General features: G+C 55.4%; 21 protein-coding genes, 1 pseudogene and 1 riboswitch. All 22 genes and pseudogenes read right to left on the bottom strand.

Features of this window, described 5'->3' with window-relative positions:
- Window positions 1-3: 3 nt before the first annotated feature.
- A complete protein-coding gene (locus ABE504_RS03055) occupies window positions 4-369 on the bottom strand; it encodes an arsenate reductase family protein (RefSeq protein ID WP_430084285.1) in 366 nt (121 codons plus the stop codon).
- A gap of 127 nt (window positions 370-496) precedes the next feature.
- Entirely contained in the window at window positions 497-1438 is a 942-nt protein-coding gene (locus ABE504_RS03050; protein ID WP_430084282.1) for an RluA family pseudouridine synthase, read from the bottom strand.
- The gene (locus tag ABE504_RS03045) at window positions 1435-2004 is read right to left on the bottom strand and encodes a cob(I)yrinic acid a,c-diamide adenosyltransferase (RefSeq protein ID WP_126142198.1); all 570 of its coding nucleotides are present in this window, start codon (window positions 2002-2004) and stop codon (window positions 1435-1437) included. The genes ABE504_RS03050 and ABE504_RS03045 overlap by 4 nt, the downstream gene beginning before the upstream one ends.
- Before the next feature lies 1 nt (window position 2005).
- The gene (locus tag ABE504_RS03040) at window positions 2006-3628 is read right to left on the bottom strand and encodes a cobyric acid synthase (protein WP_430084279.1); all 1623 of its coding nucleotides are present in this window, start codon (window positions 3626-3628) and stop codon (window positions 2006-2008) included.
- Window positions 3618-4736 carry a threonine-phosphate decarboxylase CobD gene (gene cobD, locus ABE504_RS03035; RefSeq protein WP_430084276.1) on the bottom strand — a complete coding sequence of 373 codons (1119 nt, stop codon included), beginning with the start codon at window positions 4734-4736 and terminating at the stop codon, window positions 3618-3620. Before cobD ends, ABE504_RS03040 begins: the two co-directional genes overlap by 11 nt.
- A 22-nt stretch (window positions 4737-4758) precedes the next feature.
- Entirely contained in the window at window positions 4759-5583 is an 825-nt protein-coding gene (gene cobS / locus ABE504_RS03030; protein ID WP_430084273.1) for an adenosylcobinamide-GDP ribazoletransferase, read from the bottom strand.
- Window positions 5550-6554 (bottom strand): adenosylcobinamide-phosphate synthase CbiB, encoded by a 1005-nt coding sequence (gene cbiB / locus ABE504_RS03025; RefSeq protein ID WP_430084270.1) that lies wholly within the window; start codon window positions 6552-6554, stop codon window positions 5550-5552. The genes cobS and cbiB overlap by 34 nt, the downstream gene beginning before the upstream one ends.
- Before the next feature lie 290 nt (window positions 6555-6844).
- A pseudogene (gene cobU, locus ABE504_RS03020) lies at window positions 6845-7405 on the bottom strand (bifunctional adenosylcobinamide kinase/adenosylcobinamide-phosphate guanylyltransferase); the annotation flags it as partial.
- Window positions 7406-8218: 813 nt separating this feature from the next.
- Window positions 8219-9406: a nicotinate-nucleotide--dimethylbenzimidazole phosphoribosyltransferase gene (locus ABE504_RS03015; protein WP_430084267.1), complete on the bottom strand. Its 1188-nt coding sequence runs from the start codon at window positions 9404-9406 to the stop codon at window positions 8219-8221.
- A gap of 20 nt (window positions 9407-9426) precedes the next feature.
- Window positions 9427-10203 carry a heme ABC transporter ATP-binding protein gene (locus tag ABE504_RS03010; RefSeq protein WP_430084753.1) on the bottom strand — a complete coding sequence of 259 codons (777 nt, stop codon included), beginning with the start codon at window positions 10201-10203 and terminating at the stop codon, window positions 9427-9429.
- A gap of 2 nt (window positions 10204-10205) precedes the next feature.
- Window positions 10206-11246: a FecCD family ABC transporter permease gene (locus ABE504_RS03005; protein WP_430084264.1), complete on the bottom strand. Its 1041-nt coding sequence runs from the start codon at window positions 11244-11246 to the stop codon at window positions 10206-10208.
- Window positions 11246-12262 (bottom strand): ABC transporter substrate-binding protein, encoded by a 1017-nt coding sequence (locus tag ABE504_RS03000; RefSeq protein ID WP_430084261.1) that lies wholly within the window; start codon window positions 12260-12262, stop codon window positions 11246-11248. Before ABE504_RS03000 ends, ABE504_RS03005 begins: the two co-directional genes overlap by 1 nt.
- Window positions 12263-12418: 156 nt before the next feature.
- A riboswitch (cobalamin riboswitch) is annotated at window positions 12419-12588 on the bottom strand.
- Between the two features lie 33 nt (window positions 12589-12621).
- A complete protein-coding gene (locus ABE504_RS02995; protein WP_430084258.1) occupies window positions 12622-13149 on the bottom strand; it encodes a hypothetical protein in 528 nt (175 codons plus the stop codon).
- A 60-nt stretch (window positions 13150-13209) separates the two neighbouring features.
- Window positions 13210-13476 carry an aspartyl-phosphate phosphatase Spo0E family protein gene (locus tag ABE504_RS02990; protein WP_430084256.1) on the bottom strand — a complete coding sequence of 89 codons (267 nt, stop codon included), beginning with the start codon at window positions 13474-13476 and terminating at the stop codon, window positions 13210-13212.
- A 150-nt stretch (window positions 13477-13626) separates the two neighbouring features.
- A complete protein-coding gene (locus ABE504_RS02985; protein ID WP_430084253.1) occupies window positions 13627-14829 on the bottom strand; it encodes an aminotransferase class I/II-fold pyridoxal phosphate-dependent enzyme in 1203 nt (400 codons plus the stop codon).
- 15 nt (window positions 14830-14844) lie between these two features.
- Complete coding sequence (locus ABE504_RS02980; RefSeq protein ID WP_126142244.1) at window positions 14845-15336, bottom strand: Lrp/AsnC family transcriptional regulator; 492 nt, start codon at window positions 15334-15336, stop codon at window positions 14845-14847.
- Window positions 15337-15525: 189 nt separating this feature from the next.
- Complete coding sequence (gene cysK, locus ABE504_RS02975) at window positions 15526-16437, bottom strand: cysteine synthase A (protein WP_430084750.1); 912 nt, start codon at window positions 16435-16437, stop codon at window positions 15526-15528.
- Window positions 16438-16515: 78 nt separating this feature from the next.
- Entirely contained in the window at window positions 16516-17733 is a 1218-nt protein-coding gene (locus ABE504_RS02970; RefSeq protein ID WP_430084250.1) for an MFS transporter, read from the bottom strand.
- Window positions 17734-17856: 123 nt separating this feature from the next.
- A complete protein-coding gene (locus ABE504_RS02965; RefSeq protein ID WP_430084247.1) occupies window positions 17857-18357 on the bottom strand; it encodes a hypothetical protein in 501 nt (166 codons plus the stop codon).
- A gap of 136 nt (window positions 18358-18493) precedes the next feature.
- Window positions 18494-18913, bottom strand: coding sequence for a DUF350 domain-containing protein (locus ABE504_RS02960; RefSeq protein WP_430084244.1), 420 nt, complete (start codon window positions 18911-18913; stop codon window positions 18494-18496).
- A gap of 91 nt (window positions 18914-19004) precedes the next feature.
- Window positions 19005-19685: a PspA/IM30 family protein gene (locus tag ABE504_RS02955; protein ID WP_430084241.1), complete on the bottom strand. Its 681-nt coding sequence runs from the start codon at window positions 19683-19685 to the stop codon at window positions 19005-19007.
- Window positions 19686-19780: 95 nt separating this feature from the next.
- Window positions 19781-22144, bottom strand: coding sequence for an endonuclease MutS2 (locus tag ABE504_RS02950; protein ID WP_430084238.1), 2364 nt, complete (start codon window positions 22142-22144; stop codon window positions 19781-19783).
- Window positions 22145-22208: the final 64 nt, after the last annotated feature.

The raw sequence follows: 22208 nt of genomic DNA, 5'->3' as shown, positions 1-22208 counted from the left end.
GCCTCACCCTTTCGCCCATACACCCTCAAACTCATCTTCCTTAAAACCAACTGTCACTTTCTTGCCGTCCGTGACGATCGGACGCTTGATCAACCTGCCGTTGGAAGCCAACAGCTCTAGCATTTGCTCCTGCGTCATACCTGGCAGCTTGTCTTTCAAATTCATTTCTTTGTAGACTTCGCCCGATGTGTTAAAAAACTTCTTGATCCCAAACCCGCTTAATGCCAGAAGCTCCGCCAATTCCTGTGCGGAAGGCGGCGTTTCAAATAAAGGAACCTTCTCGGAAATCTCAACTTGGTGCGTGTTCAGCCACTTGATCGTACTCCGGCAAGTCCCACATTTATCGTAACCATACACTTTGACTGCCATGTTGCAAACTCCTTTTATGCGGTATGATGAAAAATACAGAACTATCTAAAATTTTGGGCTAATTGACAAGGAAAGTCAAGCAATTGCAAAGAAAAACCATCCATAATTTGGGATGGTTCTTACATTTTTACGATTTTTCTTGCAGCCAGCGATGAAGTTCGCACAAATCGCCCGGAAGCGGCGCCCGAAACTCGGTCCATGCGCGCGTTCCCGGATGCTGGAAGCCCAGCATATGCGCGTGCAGCGCTTGACGCGACAAACGCCCGCTCGCCTCCAGCCCTTCGGCCTCCGCCTCATATTGCGGCAAGGTGTACATCTTGTCCCCCAGCAGTGGATGGCCAATATGGCGCATATGCACGCGAATCTGGTGCGTCCGCCCCGTTTCCAGCCAAATGCGCACTAGTGCAGCGGACGCAAATTGTTCCACGACCTCATAGTGCGTCACAGCCGAGTAGCCGTCCGGCGTCACGATGCGCACATGCGGCTGCTCAGGATCGCGGTCGATCGGTCCCGTGATCGTCCCCTTCGGCTCAGCCACGTTGCCCCATACGAAAGCCAGATATTCCTTTTTCACTTCGTGGCGAATCATCTGCTCGGAAATCTGTTGATGCACATACGGATTCTTGGCAATGCAAAGCACGCCGGACGTTTCCTGATCAAGCCGGTGAATCGGCCGGAATCGGCAGGAAACGCCCATCTGCTGCCAATGATACACAACGCCGTTGGCGATCGTATTCATGTAATGTCCATGCGTCGGATGCACAATGATGCCGGCATCCTTCGCCAGAATGAGCAGTTGCTCATCCTCATGCAAAATGTGCAGCGGCATGTCCTGGGGCAGAATGTCCTCCGACACTTCGGCTTCCATACGAATTTCGACCCGGTCGCCGGCGTTGACCTTGACATTAATGTATTTCCGCTCTCCATTCACCGTAATGCCCTGCTCGGTCAATTTAATGCGGGAGAGCAGCTTGCGGGACACCATCAACCGTTTTTGCAGCACCGTTTTGAGAAGAAAACCCTCCTCTTCCTCCGGCACAATATACACTAAAGGCTCATAATAGCTCATGATTTGCGTCTGAACACCTCTGCGCTTCGCACGTACTCCACATCCGGCACACCCTCGCGGAAATTCGCGGTTCTAGCTACGGTAAAGAAGAAATCCGACAACCGGTTCAAATAGCGGCGAACCTCCGGATTGATCTCCTGCGTGCGCGCCAGCGTAACGACAAGGCGTTCAGCTCGTCTGCAGACGGTTCGGCACACATGCAAGGTAGAGGAGACTTTTCCTCCGCCAGGCAAAATAAAGCGCGTAATATCCGGCGTTTCCTGATCGTATTTATCGATCCACGCTTCCAGCGCGTCTACCATCGCAGCTGTTACTTTATAAGGGCGCAGTTCCGGCTTCAGCAGCGCAAGATCGGAACCGCAATCAAACAGCTCGTGCTGCACCTGCAGCAGATCCGGCAGCAAATCCGGGTACAACTGCGGGTCCATAAAGCTCATCGCCTGACCCACGAAACAGTTCAGCTCATCCGTCGTACCGTAAGCTTCGACGCGATCATCGTCCTTATCGACCCGTCCGCCGATAACCCCCGTCTGCCCGGCATCTCCCGTACGCGTGTAAATTTTCATCCTAGCACTTCTCCTCCTTGTGTATGGATAAGGGCAGTTCTATCATCTCATAGATAGCGGCAAGATCCAAATGCTCCCGCACATGGTCCGCCAACCGGTCGAAAGCCGCCTCCCGCTTCGCTTTAAAGCGAACGCCAGCCGTTGCCAGCGTCATCCCTTTACCCGCACGGATATGGTTTAACCACGCCCGCCGGAAATCATCATTATGCAAAATGCCGTGCACATACGTCCCCCACACGCGCTGATCGAGCGCTGCCGCCCCGTCGGGATGCCGCTCTCCGTCAGCAGACGAAGTTTCGGCGATATGAAACGGCGCGTCGACTTCGCAAGAATACCGCGTGCGGCCCATATGAATTTCATACCCTTCAATCTCATAGCCTATTCCATCTTCCGAAAAAAGAGAAGTGACCCCGGCCACTCGCACCGTTCTTTTTTCCGGCGTGAAAAAGGTTTCCGTCGGCAATAAGCCCAATCCCCGCAGCCGCACATGGTCGGATTCAAAGCCGTCCGGATCGTGTAAAATCCCCCCTAGCATCTGGTATCCTGCGCAAATGCCGGCGACATGGCCCTGCTCCTCCTGCGCAAATGCCTGAATACGGGCGGCAAGCCCGCTTTCCTTCAGGTGGTAAAGATCGTCCATCGTGTTCTTGCTGCCCGGCAGAATAACCGCATCCGGCGTTCCCCACTCCGATACGTGGGAAATGTAACGAAAGTGAACGTCCGGCTCCTCTTCTAACGGATCGAAATCCGTAAAATTCGAGAGCCTCGGCAGCCGAATCACCGCAATATCCAGCTGATCCGGCCCCTTCTCGCGCGCCTCGCGCTGCTTAAGGCTGCGCTTGCTATCGAGAGAAGCGGAATCTTCATCCTCAATGCCAAGCTGCGGCAAATAAGGAATCACGCCGAGCACCGGCTTACCGGTTTTGGCTTCCAACCAATCGAGTCCTGGCTTCAGGAGGGAGACATCACCGCGAAATTTATTGATGATAAACCCTTTGACCCGGTCCCGTTCCTCCGGCGTTAAGATTTCCAATGTACCGACGATCGACGCGAAAACGCCGCCCCGGTCAATGTCCGCCACCAGCAGCACCGGCGCATCCGCCCAGCCTGCAAGGCGCATGTTGACGATATCGCGATCTTTGAGATTGACCTCCGCCGGACTTCCCGCACCTTCAAGTACGATCAAGTCATGCTCCGCGCGAAGGCGAGCCAGCGCCTCCTTGACGATGCCTTCCGCTACCGCCAAGTATTGCTCCCGATACGTGCGCGCATCCAGATCCGCATACGGCTTGCCGTGCACGACCACTTGCGCCACCATATCCTGCTTCGGTTTGAGCAGAATCGGATTGTGATCCGTCGTCGCGAGAATACGGCACGCATCCGCCTGCACGCCCTGCGCCCGGCCGATCTCCTTGCCGTCATACGTGATGTACGAATTGAGGGACATATTTTGCGATTTAAAAGGCGCCGTCCGCCAGCCATCCTGTACAAAGATGCGGCACAGCGCTGCCGTCAGAATGCTTTTGCCGACATCGGAAGCCGTTCCCTGCACCATCAACGTGGCCGCCTGCGCTTGGTGAGGCTTCGCTTGCATCACGTCATCATTTCCTTCCTCATGCCTCATGGTGAACACCTCCTCTTCCACCAGAGATGGGAAACGCTTCCAGTATTGTTGAGAGCGCAACAACCAAATTTTCGTTATCCGCTCTCAGCCTCACGGCTGCCCGGCAAAACCGCTCGTCCAGCCCTTCGAAGCGAGAAGCGTCCCGGATGAGAATGCCCATCTGTCCCAGAAGCTGCTGCGCTTTGGCTGCCGTCATCCCCGTTGCCTTGGGGAACGAGAACAGCAGGAAGTTCACGTCGCTCGGGATGACTTCGAGTCCCAATGAGCCGAGCTGCGCGCTAAGCCATGGCTTCTCCTCGCTTAACCAGCGACGGCTTGCCGCCTCGAACGGCTCGTCCTCCAACACCGCACAACCGATGCGCTGCGCCAGGTCGTTCACGCTCCACTGTACTTGCAGCCGGCGTGCCTCGCGAATAAGCTCCGGATGCGCGACCATGAAGCCGAGGCGAATGCCAGGAATCGAATAAAACTTCGTCATGGAGCGAATGACGATCAGTTCACGGCTTTGCGAGGCGAGCCGAAGCATCGAATGCGCCCCCTCATCCTCAATGAAATCCATGAACGCTTCATCCAGCACGAGTCTGCGCTTGCTGCGCAGCAGCATATCCAGAACGTCACGCGAAATCAACCTGCCTGTGGGGTTGTTCGGATGGCCAAGAAAGAGCAGATCCGTGCTCGAAATGGCGAGCTCCAGTTCAGGCTCAGCTAATGCGAACCCGTTCCCGGCTAGCAGCGGGATGCTGAGCAGCTTCCCATCTGTCTTATGCACCGCTTCCTCGTATTCGCTGAACGAAGGTCTGGCCAGCCCCGTTCGTTCCGGCTTCAGCACGCGAACGATCAGATCGATCAATTCTGCGGCCCCGTTGCCGACCAGGATGCTTTCCGGGTCAATCCCGTATTTATGCGCCAGCTTGCCTCGTAAAGCCCGAACCGCCGGATCGGGATATTTGTGAATGTCCTTCCATCCCTCTGCCACAATTTCCCGCACACAAGGCGGGGGGCCGAGCGGATTCATGTTCGAGCTGAAGTCCGTAAAGCGCTCTTTCGGTAGGCCGAACGTCTCCTGCGCTGTCAACAGGTCGCCGCCGTGCCCATATCGTTCCAGCATGCCAATGTCTCCTTTTCACACGCTAAATATGAAGCATAGCGATTATAGATCCTAGTAAAATCACACTTTCCAGCAGCTCGTTGAGCGCCCCGTACGTATCCCCGGTCTGCCCACCCAGCTTGCGGGCGAAATAAGCGCCGATCGCGACACCTGCCAACACGGTGAGGAGCGCTGCGCCAAGCAGCAGCTGGGAAGCCTCGCTTACGCCTTGGCCGGCGATGCACGCCACAAGCGTAGTGGTGAGCAGGGCTACGCCCAGCGAAGCTGAAGTGAAGCGCGGGGTGACGCTTTGAAACAGGCTGCCTAGCCCCGCCTCTTTGCGGGCATACGGCCAACCTTGGATCGCCGCCACCATAAACCAGCGGCTCCACATCGGCGCGAGGATGATCCCAAGCCGCCAACTGCCTCCAGCGTCCGACTTCAACATTTCAAGCCACGTATATAATAATGACAGCTTCACAAGCACATGCATCACGCAAACAATGACACCCATCGCCCCGACGCGGCTGTCTTTCATAATTTCCAGCATCCGCTCACGCGAGCGGTGGCTGAGCACACCATCGGCGGTATCCATCAGGCCGTCGAGATGAAGGCCGCCGGTCAGGGCGATCCAAAGGCCGAGCAGCAGCGCAGCGGCGGGCAGCGGCGGCAGCAGATGCGTCAGCAAGGCCCCTGCGCCGTACAGCAATCCCCCAATAACCGCCCCGGCGAGCGGATAAAAAACAACGCTTCGCCGAAACACCGCTTCGTTGTAATCGATCTGCAGCGGAATCGGCAGGCGGGTCAAAAACTGAAAGGCGGCGACGCACGCCCTCAGCCAATCCATGCAAAGACGAGTAAGGCGCACAGCAATCCTCCCATCATGACATAACTGACGCCGTAGAGCATTCCTACGGCGTACCTGATATCCCGCTGCGTCCGCGGACGCAGCGGCCACCCGAGGCGCGCGCGCTCGCTGGCGACGCCGCCGTACACATTCAGCCCGCCGAGCTCAATCCCGAGTGCGCCGGCGACCGCCGACTCGGGTATGCCGCTGTTCGGGCTGGGGTGCAAGTGCGCGAAGCGGCGCACGGCCGCCGCCGCACGCCTCGCCGAGAGGCCCGGCTTCGCCAGGGCCACGAGCACGAGCAGCATCCCGGTGAGACGCGCCGGGATCCAGTTCATGACGTCGTCCCAGCGGGCCGACGCCCAGCCGAAATGACCGTACCGGTCATTTCGGTAGCCCACCATCGAATCCAGCGTATTCGATGCCCGGTACAGCATGGCGAGCGGTGCGCCGCCAAGCAGGGCGTAGCAGAGTGGCGCGACGACCGCGTCCACGATGTTCTCCGCGACCGTCTCCACGACGGCGCGCGTCAGCTCCGGCTCATCGAGCGCCGCCGTGTCGCGGCCGACGATGTAGCCGGTGTATTTGCGGGCGTCCGCGAGGTTGCCCGCCTGCAGCGGGACGGCGACGAGGTACGCCGCGTCCTTCAAGCCTTTGATCGCCACGGTTGTCGAGATGAACCACGTGGACACCGCATAACCAAGCCATGGATGAATGGCGTCTGCCGTCCATACTAGCGCAGCCATCACAAGAAAGATCAGCAGAGTCGTGGACAGCATCAGCACAATCCCTCTGGCGCGAAGCTGCTTGTCTGAGTAAGCGGTGATGGCGGCTGAGCCCAGCTTGTTGTAAAGCTTCCCTTCCACCCACCGGATCCAGCGGCCGATAAGAATAACTGGATGCGTCGGCCATTTCGGATCGCCGACCAGCCAGTCGATAAAGATGGCGGCTCCCGTCATGCAGAACAGTTCCTGCCAGGAATACATCCACATGGACATCACCGCCCTTGATCTGGAGAAAGCACCCTTGGCGCAATAGTATGCGGAGCTGACGCTTGCGAGCTTGAGGCTTGCTTGTCTGGCATTTGCTTGTCTGGCATTTGCGTGCCAGGCGTTTGCGTGTCTGGGTTTTGCATGTCTGGCGTTTGTGTGCCTCGCGCTTGCGAGCTTGGCGCTTGCGTGTCTGGCATTTGCTTGTCAGGCGTTTGCTTGTCAGGCGTTTGCGTGTCAAGCGTTTGCGACGGCAGCCGTGAGTCCGCCTGCCCCGTCGCTGGGTCATTCCCGATCCGGTAAGCGATGCTTTTCAACTCAATCGGAATGCCTGCCGTCACAAGGAAAACCTCCTCGCACACCTCGGCCAGCCGTTGATTCATCCAGCCCGCAAGGTCGCGGAACTGCCGCCCGAGCGGGTACTCCGGCACGATGCCGTCCCCGACTTCATTCGTCACGAACAGCAAATGTCCACTGTAGGAGGATACCGCAGTCGCCAGCACCTTGATCTGCCGCATGACCAGTTCCTCGCAGTCCGGCTCGCTTTCTACCTTCAGCAGCCAGTTCGTCAGCCACAGCGTCAGGCAGTCCACCAGCACGACGGCCTGCGGGTCTTCACCGCCAAGCCCCCCCGACGTCAGCAACTCTTGCAGCGCCAACGGCTCCTCCCGTGTCATCCACGGGAAGCCTGCCGTCTCACGCTGCCGCCGATGATGGCTCACCCGCTCGCGCATTTCCTCGTCATAAATTTGCGACGTCGCGATATAAATCCCGTGCGTACCGCGATGCATCGCGAGCCGCTCGGCAAAGCCGCTCTTCCCACTCCGCGCGCCTCCCGTTATTAGAACAGCCACGAAAAACCTCCTCTTTTGTTACACCGTGGAACTAGCCCGATTCTCCGAGCGCTCGCCTGCGTGAAATTCCATTCTTGTGGTGCCTCGCGTACCGCAGTAAATTCCTGCGAATAAGCAGGAACTTCTCGCAAAAAGGGCTCTTTCAGCAAAATTCCTGCGATAAAGCAGTTTTCCCCCCAGAGTCTGCTCAAAAAGGGGATCCCAGCCAAAAATTCCTGCTGATTCGCAGGAATTTTATTAAATCAGGTGAAGATCGAGGGAAATTCCTGCTTTTTTGCAGCTTTGGAAGCCCAATCTGGCCCGAACCCCTGAACTCCAGAACTCTCGAAACCCACACTCAAATTCTCAAGCCTTCGAACCCCCGACACCCGCACACGATACCATCGATCTCTCATATTCCCGCATCCCGACCTCAACTCACAATCCCTCAAACTTCCCGCCTTCCGATCCCACTACTTCCAGAACTCCCCCTGCATGCATGACAGACTAGAAAAAGCAGCTCATCACGAGTATACATAAGGAGGGATCGCGGCTTGACGTGACAACATAGCGGGAAAGCCATGAAGAAGCTGTAACGGATACCAGCGTGCTTATTCTCCCGAAAAGCGGGCGGTTTTGAATCTAACGGTCACCACCGCGCTTATTTCAAAGAAATCTAGTTAAATCGAGCCGAATTCATAGAAACAGCCTCTGTGGCGCCCGTTAGCGGCAGCGACGGGTCCACCGTAACGTGCTCACGCCGCTAACTACGCTCCATTCGGTTAGTGGTATGGAGAGCAGGTGAGGCATACAATAGCTCCTCTCTCCGAGCTGTTACCCCCTCGACACGCCCGCACTCTCAAACGTCGCCATTTCCTTCATGATTTTACCGGCCGCTTCGATCATAGGGAACGCCAGCACGGCGCCGGAGCCTTCGCCCAGCCGCATGTCCATATGCAGCATCGCGCTGAGTCCCACCGCTTCCAGCAGCTTCGCATGCCCCTGCTCCTGCGATAGGTGCGAGGCCAGCATGTACGACGCGCTGAGTGGAGCCAGACGGCTGGCAACCAAAGCAGCTGCCGACGAGATGAAGCCGTCGATCACGACCGGGCAGCGATGCTGCGCAGCGCCGAGAATGACGCCGACAAGTCCGGCGATTTCAAGGCCGCCCACTTTTTCCAGCACCTCCAGGGCCCGTCCGCTCGCCGCCTCGATTGCCTTGCCACTGATCTCATCACTTACCTCGCCACCTACCTTGCTGCCTATCTCATCACTTACCTCGCCACCCACCTTGCCGCCCATCTCATCACTCATCTCGACGCTCTTCTCACCACTCGCCCCACGCAGTCCGTGCAGATCGAGCACGCGATTCACCACGCCCTGCTTATGCAGCCATTTGGCGTCGTCGATGCCTGTCCCCCGGCCAACCGCTACACCAGCGTCCAGCCCCGTCAATGCGCATAAAATCGCTGCGCTGGACGTCGTATTGCCGATGCCCATCTCGCCCGTGGCAAACAGCCGATAGCCCTGTGCGACAAGATCGTTCACCACCTCAACGCCGGCCATCACCGCTTGCAGCGTTTCCTCGGATGTCAGCGCAGCCTCTTTCGCCATATTGCGCGTTCCCTTCCGCACCTTGCGGGATAGGAGTCCCGGATGCTCCAGATCAGCGTTCACGCCCATATCGACGCATACAACGTCTGCCCCGGCATGCCGTGCCAGCACGTTGACGGCAGCGCCGCCAGCTAGGAAATTCAGCACCATCTGCGGCGTTACCTCCGCCGGGAACGCCGAAATGCCTTCCTCGCACACCCCGTGATCGCCGGCCATGACGATAACGGCTTTTTTCTCAAAAGCCGGCATGATCTCCCCTGTGATCCCTGCAAGCTGTCTGGCAATATCCTCGAGCTTGCCCAAGCTGCCGGGAGGCTTAGTCAGTTGGTTCAAATGGTCGTCCGCCTGTCGAACAACCTCATCCTGCAAAGGTTGAATACGGTCAATTACGGCTTGCAATTGTTTCATTCTTGTCACTCTCCATTCCTTTATTGGCCCGGTTGAAGCAGCACCTGCGGCACTTCGCTAACCGGATGCTTCAGAATAATTGGGGTCGTCCCGTATACTTGAGCAATTAATTCGCTGGTCAAAATTTTCTCGGGCGTCCCCACTGCAACGGCGCACCCATCGTGAATGACGAGCAGGCGCGAGCAGTACTGCGCTGCCAAATTCAAATCGTGGAGCACAGCTACGGTTGTCAACCCGGTTTCTTTTTGCCAGTTCGCGATGTAATCCATCATTTGAATTTGATAGCCAATATCGAGGAACGTCGTCGGCTCATCCAAAAGCAGCAAGCCCGGCTGCTGGGCCATCACTTTGGCCAATGCCGCCCGTTGCCGCTCGCCTCCGCTGAGCCGTTCAATCGCGCGTTCCGCCAGGGCCGTCAGCTCCAGCTTCTGAAGAATCGCCGTAATGAGCGCGTCGGCGTCTTCCTTTTCTTCCCCGAGCCAGTTCTGAAAAGGAAACCGGCCCATCTCCACGACCTCGCGCACGGTGAATCCGACTGGCGGGAGCGCGTCCTGCTGAAGCACCGCCAGCCACTTCGCCAGTTCTTTGCGGGAATAGCTGCCGACAGGTTGGCCTCCAAGCCGCACCTCGCCGCTGCGCACCGGATCTACGCCGGACAATTGGCGAAGCAGCGTCGATTTGCCCGAGCCATTCGGCCCGATGACGCCGAAAAACTCGCCCTCCGAGACCTGAAAGCTGATCTCCTTCAAGATAACCTGATCTTTGATTTTATAAGAAAGCTGCTTTACGTCGATCATGCTCATGCGCCTCTGACCTTCCTTTTTTCCTTATACAGCAAGTAGGCAAAAAATGGCGCCCCCAGAAACGCCGTCACCACACCCAGCGGGATTTCCGTAGGGCTCAACAGCGTGCGGGCTACTGTGTCCGCCCACAGCACGTAGATGCCGCCGCCCAGCGCGGATAACGGCACGATAAGCCGGTAATCCGGCCCGACGACCAACCGTACCAGATGCGGCACGATGAGCCCGACAAAGCCGATTACGCCGGCTACCGACACGGCTGCCGCCGTAATGAACGTCGCTGTGACGAGCACGACAATTTTGGTGCGTTCCACATGAACGCCGAGATGCGCCGCCTGCCGCTCGCCCAGCGCCAACAGGTTCAACGACCTCGCATTACTAAGTAAAATGATAAGACCAATAACGACATAAGGCAAAATAATGCCAACATACGCCCAGCCATGCATCGCCAGGCTTCCCATGAGCCAAAAGACGATTTCGTTAATAACCTGCTTGGACATCGAGATCAGGAAGGACACAATCGCGCCCAGAAAAGCTTGCATCACGACGCCGGACAGGATCAGCGTTTCCATCTTCAGCTTGCCGTCCATTTGCGCGAGCCGAACAACGAGGAACAACGTGATCAGCCCGGTACCAAACGCTGCAACCGGAATGGACCATTGACCGAGCCAAGCAGCCTGCAGGCCAAAATAAATGATAAAAGCCGCTCCCACCGACGCGCCTGACGACACGCCCAGCGAATACGGGTCTGCCAGCGGATTGCGCAGCACGCCCTGGAACGCCGCACCGGCGAGCGAAAGCCCTGCGCCGACCAGCACGCCCAGCAAAACCCGTGGCAATCGCACCTGATTCATAATCTGCTCCGAGGATTTGGGCCACGTCACCTCGATCTGGCTGCCGAGCCACGGCACATGTTTGCCCAAAATCGCTACGATTTGGGAGATCGGGAGATGAGCCGACCCAATAGATAAGCTTACCACAATAGAAAGAAGAAGGAGAATAGCTCCTCCTCCTCCCGCCAGCACTAATTTTCTTTTCATTATTTCACCAATTCAGGGTAAATCGCTTTCGCCATCGCAAGCAGACCATCGGTCAGACGAGGGCCGGGGCGGCTTAGCGTGTTTTGGTCAAGTCCGACTACTTGCTTGTTCTTCACCGCAGCAATCGCATTCCACCCGCTGCGCGTTTGGATAATATCCTCAAGCGGCTTCTTCGTCTTGGAATCTACTACACCGCTCGCAAACAAAATAACAGCCGGATCCTGCTGAATAATATTTTCCTCGCTAATTTGGTAGTAGCCCGATTTTTCAGTCGCCACATTAACACCGCCGGACAGCTTGATCAGCTCATCCATGAACTCGCCGCTGCCGACCGTCCAACCTGGTGCGAACTCGATGTACACTTTCTTCTTGTTTTCCTGCTTCACGTCTTTGACAGCGCTTGTTACTTTCTCGATGTCCGCTTTCATTTTGGCGACAACCTTATCCGCTTGCTCTTGGTGATCTGTGATCTGACCATAAATTTGAATATTTTTGATCACATCATCCAGCGTTTTCGGCTCCACTTTAAAAATGTTCACTTTCATCTCGCGCAGCTTCTCGACCGTATCGGCTTTCATCGACACGCCGGTGAACACGATGTCCGCATTCGTGGCGATGACGGCTTCCGTGTTTGGCTTCGTAATGCTGCCGAGCTTCGGCTTCGATTTCGCCGCTTCCGGATAATCGTCAAAATCGGAAACCCCCACGATGTTGTTCTCAAGCCCAATCGCGAACAACGCTTCCGTCTCAGCCGGCGATACGGATGCAATCTTCTCCGGCGCCTTGGTGAACGTAAACTCCATGCCTGTCGCATCCTTCACAGTCAGCGGGTATACCGTCTTCTTAGACGCCGCTGCTGGCGATGTGCTTACTGTCGGCGCTTTTGTCCCTTCGCCGCCCAGCTTCGCCGGATCGGAAATACTCGTCTCGCTTTTGCCGCACGCGGCCAGGCCTAGCATCATCGCCATCGCCAAAGAGACGATGAGCCCCTTTTGAACCCCATTCCACTTCTTCATCCTGCTTTTCTTCCTCTCTGCTCCTATGTTTTCGATTGATCCGACAAAAAAACTCCTTGACCCAAACGGATCAAGGAGACGTAAATCGCGGTTATAGGCAGCTAGAAATAAGAAGCCGCTTCCTGATTTAACGCGATCCTTTCCTCGAAGGATTGTCGTACGCACCGCAAATAGGCAGGTATCTGACTGTTCAGCGCATGAACGAACTTGGCGCTCGGACATGGCTGAATTACAGTGGCGGGACCGTGCCGGACTCTGACCGGCTTCCCTTTTAAGCTCATCACACAAACACTGTGCGACTGAGCACCTATCGCTGACATATGAACCTATCAATCTAATGGTCGATTATAGACGTTTTTTTATTTTTGTGCAATCACTTTTAGCACTTGTTTGGCCTCGTCCATTTTCGGCGCATTCGCCGGGATAAACGCGACAAGCCCTTTGCCTTCGTAGCCTTGATCCTTCATCCATTTGTTGCCTTCCAGCGGAATGCCGTACAAATGCTTCTCGGCCGGCTTGCCCTCTTCCTGGATTTCGACAACGCCGCTTGGGTAATCCGCAGGATTAATCACTTCATCGAGCGATACAAAGCCCGCTTGCGAGCTCAACCCTTTAAACTGCTCTTCCGGCAAAATAAAAATGCCGTTCCCGCCGGCCGCCAGCTCGACGATCATTTTTTCCATGGAGAAAATCGGAGAGGTATTCAGCTTCACCGAAGGCACTTCGCCGATTTTGGATTTCAACGACGCTTCCATCTTCTCCGCCGCCTCGGTCGGGAAGCCATTTGGCCCCATAACAAATACAGACACATCCACCTTCGGCCCGCCGCAGGCAGAGAGGACAAGCATCATGCCTAGCATGACCGCCAGTACCCATTTCGCTTTCATTCGTGGTTCATTCCTTCCTCATATCCGTTTTGGCCTTTATTTCGGCAGAAAAGCCGGTTTTCACCGACTTTTCTTTCCGCTCGCCATATATTCATTTATTTTAAGATCTAATTGCGTGCTAAGCAAGACGACCTCTTCTGATGTCATTTCCCGGCCGTCCATGACTAATTGCTCCATTTTCCGCCGCAACGCATGAATTTCTTCCTCTAGTACGCTGAGGGTACTGTGCTTCTTGGCGCTTCTGCTCAACCAACGTTGACCGAAGTCTTGTTCACAAATTTGCGGCTGTCGTTGATAGCTTGTTAGTTGATACTCCAGAAAAGCCATGCTCATCCCTCCTCGCTTTAGCATACCAGTTTTCCGAATATTTGAACACCCTTTTGCGCATTTCAGCAGAAAGTATATCCTCGAAGAGACTCTATGCCATCAGTCCACGCTCCCGTCCATGAAGGACGGTGGAGCCGTTTATCTTAACCGCTATAGCTTTCTCAGAAAATTCCCGATCCGCTCCAGTGCTTCATTCAATTGCGACACGCTGTACGCATAGGAGCAGCGCAAATGACCTTCGCCGCCAAGTCCGAACACGTCGCCAGGCACGGCCGCCACCTTGGCTTCATGCAGCAAGCGCTGCGCGAATTCCTCGGAGGTCAAGCCTGTTTTGGTAATGCTCGGGAACGCATAGAACGCGCCTTGCGGCTCATGACAATCGAGGCCGATTTCCCGGAACCCACGTACGATAAGGCGTCTGCGTTGGTTATAGGACTCCATCATGCGGTCCTTTTCTTCCAGCCCGTTCGTCAGCGCTTCATGCGCTGCAACCTGGCCCATAACCGGCGCGCACATGACAGTGTATTGGTGAATTTTGGTCATCGCCGAGATCAGCTCTCTGTGGCCGCAGGCATAGCCCATCCGCCAGCCTGTCATCGCGAACGCTTTGGAAAAGCCGCTGACGAGAATCGTCCGATCCTTCATGCCCGGCACTGCCGCGAAGCTCACATGCTTTTGACCGTAAGTTAATTCTGCATAAATTTCGTCGGAGATGACGATGAGATCGTGTTCCTCGACGACTTTGGCAATGGGAAGCCAGTCTTCATAAGTCATGATGCCGCCCGTTGGGTTGCTCGGATAACAGAGAATTAGAATCTTCGAACGCGGCGTAATGGCAGCGCGCAAAGCTTGCTCCGTCAATTTGAACTGATCCTTCGCATACGTTTCAATGCCAACCGGCACCCCGCCGCTAATGCTCGTAATCGGGGAGTAGGAGATGTAGCACGGCTCTGGAATCAGGATTTCATCCCCAGGCGTTACCAGCGCACGCAGGGCCAAATCAATCGCTTCGCTGCCGCCGACCGTCACCAACACTTCGTTCGATGGCTCGTACTTCACTTTGAATGAGGTATATAGATAGTTCGCAATCGCTTCGCGCAGCTCGGGAAGCCCAGAGTTCGGCGTATATTTCGTTTTGCCGCGCTCCAAAGCGTGCACAGCGGCTTCCCGCACGTGCCATGGCGTGGAGAAATCCGGTTCGCCAACACCAAGGGAAATTATGTCTTCTTTGCTGTTGCTGACCAAATCAAAAAACTTCCGAATCCCGGACGGCTTCATATCGCGTACCGCAGGCGCAAGGTAATCCTGCATGGATTTGGGGTTTAAGCTTACTTTTGTCTCATCTTTTATCATGGCCATCCCTCTTCCTTACGGCGACACAAGCATCCGGTGATCATCTTCCTGATCCTCGAAAATAATGCCGTCTTGTTTATATTTTTTTAGAATAAAGTTTGTTTTCGTAGAAAGTACGCGGTCGATCGGCGACAACTTATTGGACACGAAGGCCGCGACTTGCTTCAGGGAATGCCCTTCAACCTCGACAAGCAGATCATACGCGCCTGACATCAAGTAGACTGATTTTACTTCTGGATATAAATAAATCCGTTCCGCAATCGCATCGAATCCGCGTCCGCGTTCCGGTGTAATTTGCACCTCTATAAGGGCGGTAACTTTCTCATCATCCACTTTGCTCCAGTTGACAACCGTGGCGTATTTGACGATGACCTTATCCGCTTCCATCTCGCTTATCGCTCGCGCCACTTCGGCCTCCGTCGTACCCAACATGGTGGCGATCAGATCCGCACCTCTGCGGGCATCTTCTTTCAGTAATTCGAGAATTTTAAGCTTCAAAGCATCCATAGTCAAACCTACCTCTCCAAAATGTTTTCGTTCATCCATTCATCTTACAATGAAAGGCCGTCCTAATTCAATTCCTCCTTGCTGATCTTTTCCTGATTATTTGCTTATATTTGAAAATTCTTTATCGTCAGAGTGTGCAAAACGCGCAAAAAGGCCGCCAAGGCTCGTCACCCTGGCGGCCTCCAGCCGCTACTCCCAAATATCCATGCTCAAATACCGCTCGCCTGTGTCCGGCGCGATGCACAGCACGCGCTTGCCACGCCCCAGCTCGCGCGCCACCTGCAAACCCGTCCACACCGACGCGCCCGCGGACGGCCCGACAAGGATGCCCTCGCGGCTCGCGAGCTCGCGCATCGTGCGGATCGCGTCCTCGTCGGCGACCTGGACGATCTCGTCGTAGACGCTCGTGTTCAGGATCGCCGGGACGAAGCCCGGGCTCGTCCCCACGAGCTTGTGCGGGCCCGGGCTGCCGCCGGACAAGACCGGCGAGCCCTGCGGCTCCACGACATAGATGCGCAGCCCCGGCAGGCGCTCCTTCAGCACCTCGCCTGTCCCCGTGATCGTCCCGCCGGTGCCCGACGTGGCGACGAAGGCGTCCAGGAGGCCGTCCATCTGCTCCAGCACTTCGAGCGCCGTCGTCGTCCGATGAATGTTTGGATTCGCCGGGTTCTCGAATTGCTGGGGAATGTAACTGCCTGGAATACCGTCCCGCAGCTCCAATGCCTTCTTGATCGCCCCCGGCATGCGCTCGGCGGCCGGCGTCAGCACCACCTCAGCGCCGTACGCCTTGAGCAGGTTGATCCTCTCCTTGCTCATGTTGTCCGGCATGACGAGAATTGCTTTATAGCCCTTCGCTGCGGCATTCATCGCAAGGCCAATGCCCGTATTGCCGCTCGTCGGCTCGATGATCGTCGCGCCCGGCTGCAACAGTCCGTTCAACTCCGCTTGGTGAATCAAATTATAAGCAGCCCGATCCTTCACGCTGCCGCTCGGATTAAAATACTCCAGCTTCACATACAGCTCGGCATCGTCAGGCCCAACCAGACGGTTGATACGCACGGCCGGCGTTTCGCCGATCAGCTCTGCGACACTGTTGAACATTTTCTGAGTCTTCAAGGATGTCCCCTCCTCTTTCCACTTGCCAACTGCTTCCATTGTCACAGGGAACCCTCACCGATGTCAAGATTTCGCAGTCGAAAACCGCCGCCGCATGAAGAGCCACGAAATAAACGTCGAACTCCCGATCCCCAGCAGCAGCACATTGATGACCAGCGGCGCTTTGCTCCAGGAGATGACCAGATTAAAGACCAGCACGCCCAGCACACGCCCCACATTCAGCGACAACTCCCGAAGAACGATGTACTCCTCCCTTTGCCTCGCACTCTCTTCATCCGCCCCGATCAAGTCGAAAACCGAAGAGACCATCGGCACAGAATACAAAGGAAAGAACAGCGCAGAACCTATGCCGAAAATCAGCAGTGACCCAAACGACATACGCCAAAAGAACGGAAAAATCGCCGCTACGACCATCACCGAACCGATCAGCATGCTTATTCGGCGATAGCGGGGTTTAATAAACCGCCCCGTCAGCCAGAAGCTCACAAGCGAAACCGCCGACGTAATCAGCGCAAAATTCCCGAGACTCGCCTCGCTCGACGTCGAAATGTAAACGAGGAGCCCGATCATGAACCCAAAAACGCCTTCGCGTACGCCTTGGAACATCAGCGCAACCGACACACGTTTCCACGGCGTCTCCGCCTTGCGAAAGATCCTTAGAGGCAGCAGCCATTCATAGGTGCCGCTCACTTTCCGTTTTTTCAGGAAAAAGGAAAGAACCACACCCGCCACAAAGATTCCTAGCGAAATGGAAAAAATCAACCGATATCCCGCCAGATCCCCCAGGCTGACGATCAGCATCCCCGAAATCCATGGCGCCACAATGCCCGCCCCGGCCGCCAGCAGCCCGACGGTGCCGTTAAACTTGTCACGGTTGTCCGGGTCCGTCACCTCGAAATAGACCACATTGAAAGAAAGCCAAAAAAATCCAACCGACACGCCCTGCACCATGCCAAGCCACACAAAGTGGTTGACACTGCCTTTTCCAAGCCAAAGCACCAGCATATAAAAGCAGGCCGATACAAAAACGCCCGCGCGCAGCACGTTCATTTTGTTATGCTCCTTGACCCATTTGCCGGCGAGCCAGAACGTCACCATCATCGTCAAATGCGTCATAAGCGTAAACCAGCCGACGATTGTAAAATCATTTTTCGCCTTCCACATATACACGCCGACGAACGTGCCGGACAAAGCATTCGCGCTGCCGAACAACGTGTGCACGATCAGCAGCAGAATCGCTTGCGAATCCAGCTTGCCGCCGCTTGCCTTCACTTGCTCCATGCGCCTCCTCCTCTTTGCGGGGGTAAAAAGCTTTAGTTAAGCTTCCCCATTCGAGGGAAAATATGAGGATACGCCGCACAAAAAAACCGACTCCCTTAGGAATCGGATTTCGTTCTATACCGCTTAATCGTTCTTGATGCGCTCCACCATCAGCAGGCGGTCCGTATCGGACAATATTTTCTCCACGCGAAAACAGGAAGGACACACGTATACGTCGGACGTGAACGGCCCCGTCAGAAAGGCGCTGCCCAGCGTTCTCGAAATGACCGGCGTAAACGCCGTTTCGCTCGTCACTTCTGTGCCAGCATGCAGCATGAACTCATGACAACTCGGGCATTCCGGCGCCTCCTCCTGTTCATCGGAGATTAGCTGAACCTTCTCGCCGTATTTATCAAGCGGTTCGTCCGAATCATCCCACGCCAACGCCAGATCCTCTTCCGAATCCGCATACTCCTGCTCGTTGAAACGCAGCTTCTGACCGGTTTGCTTCACTTTCAAGTCAATCGAACGATAATCGTTTAATTCGTTAAAGCAGTGCGGGCATTCATCCTCAGGACCGATCTCCGGATCCCATACGATTTCGGTCTGGCACCAAGGACAAACGATTTCCTCATGAGCACTCATTTCTCTATCCTCCACAACTTCCCATCATGCATACTTTATTACATAATAAACCCCTATCGCCATAAAAACAATCGCCAGGGCAAATAGGGTCCCCCACAGGTATTTCATCGTTCAAGCCTCCAAGAAGTTGTAACTACTAGGTTACGCATGCGCCTACAACGTACGACAGTGAGACAGAGATGATCAAGGAGAGGAAGCCAACCGCACGATTGTCGTTCTTGATTTCAGCATCAATTTTGAAAAATGGCGTTAAAAACTCAAAAATAAAATATGCCACCAGCAGCAGCAAGAACCCGTATCCCGCCCAAATGAGCGAGTGAATCATCGTATCATTGTTTAAAATGGCAAATCGGAACAGGTTGCAGATACCGAAAATTTTGCCCCCGGTCGCCATGGCAACGGCCAAGTTCCCTTTTTTAATCTCAGCCCAATCATCGTACTTCGTTACCATCTCAAATATCGTCAAGAAAATGACCAACGCGACGACAGCCACTGCAAAAAATGCAAGCGTCGCCAAATACGGGTTGCTAAGCAAGACATCCACCTCTTCGTTCATTATCGTCTCCTGCCTTCCTGTATAAAAATCCCCATACATGATAGTAGAGACTGAGTTGCCTCAGTCTCTCGCAGGTCGTTCTAGTATAACATTAAGATTGTTTCTTTTCAGCCAATTTCGCTTTCATTGCGGCAAGCTCATCGTCAATCGCGCCTTTGCCTGCGCCCAGACCGTCCAGCTCGTCGTCAAGGCTGCGGTTCTTCGCGCGGATCTCACCGCTCGCTTGTGCTTCAGCTTCCATTTGCAGCACTTTTTCGCTCATGCGGTCGAAGCCTTTCGCCGCGTTATCCGTACCGAAGCCGGACATCGCTTGGTTGATTTGCTTTTGCGCTTTCGCTGTTTCTGCGCGGGCAATCAGCAAATCTTTCTTGTTTTTCATTTTTGTAAATTCGTCTTTCATTTCGCTCAATTGAGCGCGAAGCTGGTCAGCATTCGTTTTGGCCAAATCATATTGCTGCTTAAGCTCGTCATAACGGGATTGGTGCTCTTTCTTGTCTTCGAGTGCGCGGCGGGCCAAATCTTCGTTGCCTGCTTCCAGAGCTTTCATTGCTTGCTCCGTACGCTTCGTCACCATCTCTTCGGACTCTTCGACTTGAAGCTTGAATTTCTTCTCGATCGCGATCTGCTTCGCTACCGCAGCTTCAGCTTCCATAATGTCTTCTTCCATGTCGCGAAGAAATTGGTTCAGCATTTTAACCGGATCTTCCGCTTTATCCAGCAAGTCATTGATCGAAGCCATTGTCATATCGCGAAGTCTTTTGAAGATACCCATTTGTGTATTCCTCCTAAAATTAATTACTGTTTTTATATCTCTTTCATACGTAACTTCGCGTTCGGGGTTTCAAAAAAGAAAAAAGATTTTGTCGTTTATTTCAGCTCGACTACAGTAACGCCTGCTCCGCCTTCGTTGTAGTTACCCATGCGGTAGCTTTTGACGTGTTTGTGGCGGCGCAAATACTCCTGCATGCCCGTGCGCAGCACGCCCGTGCCCTTGCCGTGAATAAGGTATACTTGCCCGAAGTTGGCAAGGAACGATTCGTCGAGGAAGCGGTCTGCCTCGATCATCGCCTCCTCCATGTTCATGCCGCGCATATCGAGCTCCATCTTGGCGTTGTCGTCGCGCGTCCGCTTGACAGAGGATGATGCTTTCGGCTGCTGTGAGGCGGCCTTGGGTGCGCTGCCGAGCTTCTCCAGGTTCGCGATCGGCACCTTCATCTTCATAATGCCCAGCTGCACGCTCGCTTCAGTCGCGCTCACAATCTCGACGACGTGCCCCTTCTGTCCGAGGTTCACCACCCGGACCTCGTCGCCGGCCTCGATCGTCTCCTGCTTCTTCTTCGCGGTGCGCACCTGCTTCGCGCGCAGCTCCGGCGTCGCCTGATCGAGGCGACGCTTCACATCCACGAGGCGGTGGTCCTTGACGGCCCCCCGCTCCTCGAGCGCCATGCGGCGCAGGTCCGCGATGACCTCGTCGGCCTCGCGGCGCGCCTTCGCGACGGCGTCACGCGCGTCGCGTTCCGCTTTTTCGAGCAGCTTGTCGCGCTGCTCGTCGAACTTCAGCTGCTGCGCCTCGAGCGATTTCCGCATCGCTTCGGCCTCTGTGCGCAGCTGTTCGGCTTTGCGGCGATCGGCCTCCGCGAGGAGCCGATTCTCTTCGAGCGAGGCGATCATCGACTCGACGCGCTGGTCTTCTTCGCCGACCTGCGTGCGCGCATGGTCGATGATCCGCTTCGACAAACCGAGCCGCTCGGCGATGGCAAAGGCGTTGCTTCGGCCCGGAACGCCGACCAGGAGGCGGTACGTTGGGCTCAGCGTCTGGATGTCGAACTCCATCGAGGCGTTGATCGTGCCCTGCTTTTGGTACGCGTAAGCCTTCAGCTCGGAGTAGTGCGTCGTCGCAATCATGCGGCAGCCGAATTGATGAATGTAGTCCAGGATGGAAATGGCTAGTGCCGAACCTTCCGCCGGATCGGTACCCGCGCCAAGCTCGTCGAGCAGGACGAGGCTTTTCGGCGTCATGTCTCTTAATATGGAGATAATATTCGTCATATGGCTGGAAAATGTACTCAAGCTCTGCTCAATGCTCTGCTCGTCGCCAATGTCGGCGTAGATGGCATCGAAGACACACAGCTGCGTGCCCTCTTCGGCAGGGACGAACAACCCGGACATCGCCATCAGGCTGAGCAGGCCGACGGTTTTGAGCGATACCGTTTTACCACCGGTATTCGGTCCTGTGACGATAATCGTCGAGTAGTCGTTGCCGATTTCGAGATCGAGCGGCACGACGACGTCGGCCGGAATGAGCGGGTGGCGGCCGCGTTTGATTTTGATAAAGCCGCGGTCGTTGAGCCGCGGCAGCGACGCTTTCAGCTCGCGGGCAAGTCCTGCCTTGGCGAAAATGAAATCTAGCTCCGCCAACTGATCGACGTCGTAGACGAGGATATCGACTTGCTCGGCGACCAGCGCCGTGAGTGCGCGCAGCACCTTCTCGATCTCGGCTTCTTCCTTGAATTTCAGCTCGCGGATTTTGTTGTTGAGCTGGACGATCGCGTCAGGCTCGATATACAGCGTCGCACCGGATGCGGACTGGTCGTGAATCATACCGCCAAAGCTGGAGCGGTACTCCGCTTTGACCGGAATGACGAACCGGTCGTTCCTGATCGTGATGAGGACGTCTTGCAGCATTTTCTGCACGGAGGAGTTGCGGATCATCTGCTCCAGACGCTCGCGCACACGGCTCTCACCGGTACGCAACTCACTGCGGATGCGGCCGAGCTCCGGGCTCGCGCTGTCAACAACGACGGCGTTCTCGTCGATGCAGGCGTTGATTTTATCCTCGAGCGGTTTGTTCTCGGTGAGCAGTTCGACCTTCTCTTTTAGCATCGGCAGTGGATACTCTTCATGAACGGCAAGGATGAACCGTTTCAGCCTCCGCGCACCGAACATCGTCGTCGAAATGTCGAGCAGTTCCGTCGGATTAAGCATGCCGCCAATTCTCGCCCGGTGCAGCGGGGCCCGGATGTCGCGAATGCCGCCGAACGGCGCATTGCCCTTCAGCCGCTCCACGTTGACCGCTTCGTCCGTCGCTTGCAGGCGCAGCTTGACCAGTTCGAAGTCGCCGCTCGGCTCGAGGGATTCCACCGCTTCTTTTCCCAGGGATGTCGCGGCGTGATAGGCTAATTTATGTAAAATCTTTTCGTATTCCAGCGTTTTGATAATTTTTTTATTCACGTTGTCCAACCTCTTTTCTTCGCTTCACCCCATAGTATAAACCAAATTGGAGCCGCTTAGCTAT

The organism is Paenibacillus oryzisoli, from assembly GCF_050467285.1.
GTDB classification, from domain to species: domain Bacteria; phylum Bacillota; class Bacilli; order Paenibacillales; family NBRC-103111; genus Paenibacillus_E; species Paenibacillus_E oryzisoli_A.
The sequence above is the reverse complement of the archived record's forward strand: the minus strand, read 5'-3'. Positions and strand labels throughout refer to the sequence as shown.

Bases quoted from the DNA above. Each gene is read 5' to 3' on its own strand.
- ABE504_RS02960 (WP_430084244.1), bottom strand. From the start codon at position 18,913: ATGAACGAAGAGGTGGATGTCTTGCTTAGCAACCCGTATTTGGCGACG.
- ABE504_RS02985 (WP_430084253.1), bottom strand. From the start codon at position 14,829: ATGATAAAAGATGAGACAAAAGTAAGCTTAAACCCCAAATCCATGCAG.
- ABE504_RS03050 (WP_430084282.1), bottom strand. From the start codon at position 1,438: ATGAGCTATTATGAGCCTTTAGTGTATATTGTGCCGGAGGAAGAGGAG.
- ABE504_RS02980 (WP_126142244.1), bottom strand. From the start codon at position 15,336: ATGGATGCTTTGAAGCTTAAAATTCTCGAATTACTGAAAGAAGATGCC.
- cysK (WP_430084750.1), bottom strand. From the start codon at position 16,437: ATGTTCAACAGTGTCGCAGAGCTGATCGGCGAAACGCCGGCCGTGCGT.
- ABE504_RS03010 (WP_430084753.1), bottom strand. From the start codon at position 10,203: ATGATCGACGTAAAGCAGCTTTCTTATAAAATCAAAGATCAGGTTATC.
- ABE504_RS03055 (WP_430084285.1), bottom strand. From the start codon at position 369: ATGGCAGTCAAAGTGTATGGTTACGATAAATGTGGGACTTGCCGGAGT.
- ABE504_RS03005 (WP_430084264.1), bottom strand. From the start codon at position 11,246: ATGAAAAGAAAATTAGTGCTGGCGGGAGGAGGAGGAGCTATTCTCCTT.
- cbiB (WP_430084270.1), bottom strand. From the start codon at position 6,554: ATGTGGATGTATTCCTGGCAGGAACTGTTCTGCATGACGGGAGCCGCC.
- ABE504_RS02970 (WP_430084250.1), bottom strand. From the start codon at position 17,733: ATGGAGCAAGTGAAGGCAAGCGGCGGCAAGCTGGATTCGCAAGCGATT.
- ABE504_RS03000 (WP_430084261.1), bottom strand. From the start codon at position 12,262: ATGAAGAAGTGGAATGGGGTTCAAAAGGGGCTCATCGTCTCTTTGGCG.
- cobD (WP_430084276.1), bottom strand. From the start codon at position 4,736: ATGCTGGAACGATATGGGCACGGCGGCGACCTGTTGACAGCGCAGGAG.
- ABE504_RS02955 (WP_430084241.1), bottom strand. From the start codon at position 19,685: ATGGGTATCTTCAAAAGACTTCGCGATATGACAATGGCTTCGATCAAT.
- ABE504_RS03015 (WP_430084267.1), bottom strand. From the start codon at position 9,406: ATGAAACAATTGCAAGCCGTAATTGACCGTATTCAACCTTTGCAGGAT.
- ABE504_RS03040 (WP_430084279.1), bottom strand. From the start codon at position 3,628: ATGAGGCATGAGGAAGGAAATGATGACGTGATGCAAGCGAAGCCTCAC.
- ABE504_RS02965 (WP_430084247.1), bottom strand. From the start codon at position 18,357: ATGAGTGCTCATGAGGAAATCGTTTGTCCTTGGTGCCAGACCGAAATC.
- ABE504_RS03045 (WP_126142198.1), bottom strand. From the start codon at position 2,004: ATGAAAATTTACACGCGTACGGGAGATGCCGGGCAGACGGGGGTTATC.
- ABE504_RS02990 (WP_430084256.1), bottom strand. From the start codon at position 13,476: ATGGCTTTTCTGGAGTATCAACTAACAAGCTATCAACGACAGCCGCAA.
- ABE504_RS02995 (WP_430084258.1), bottom strand. From the start codon at position 13,149: ATGAAAGCGAAATGGGTACTGGCGGTCATGCTAGGCATGATGCTTGTC.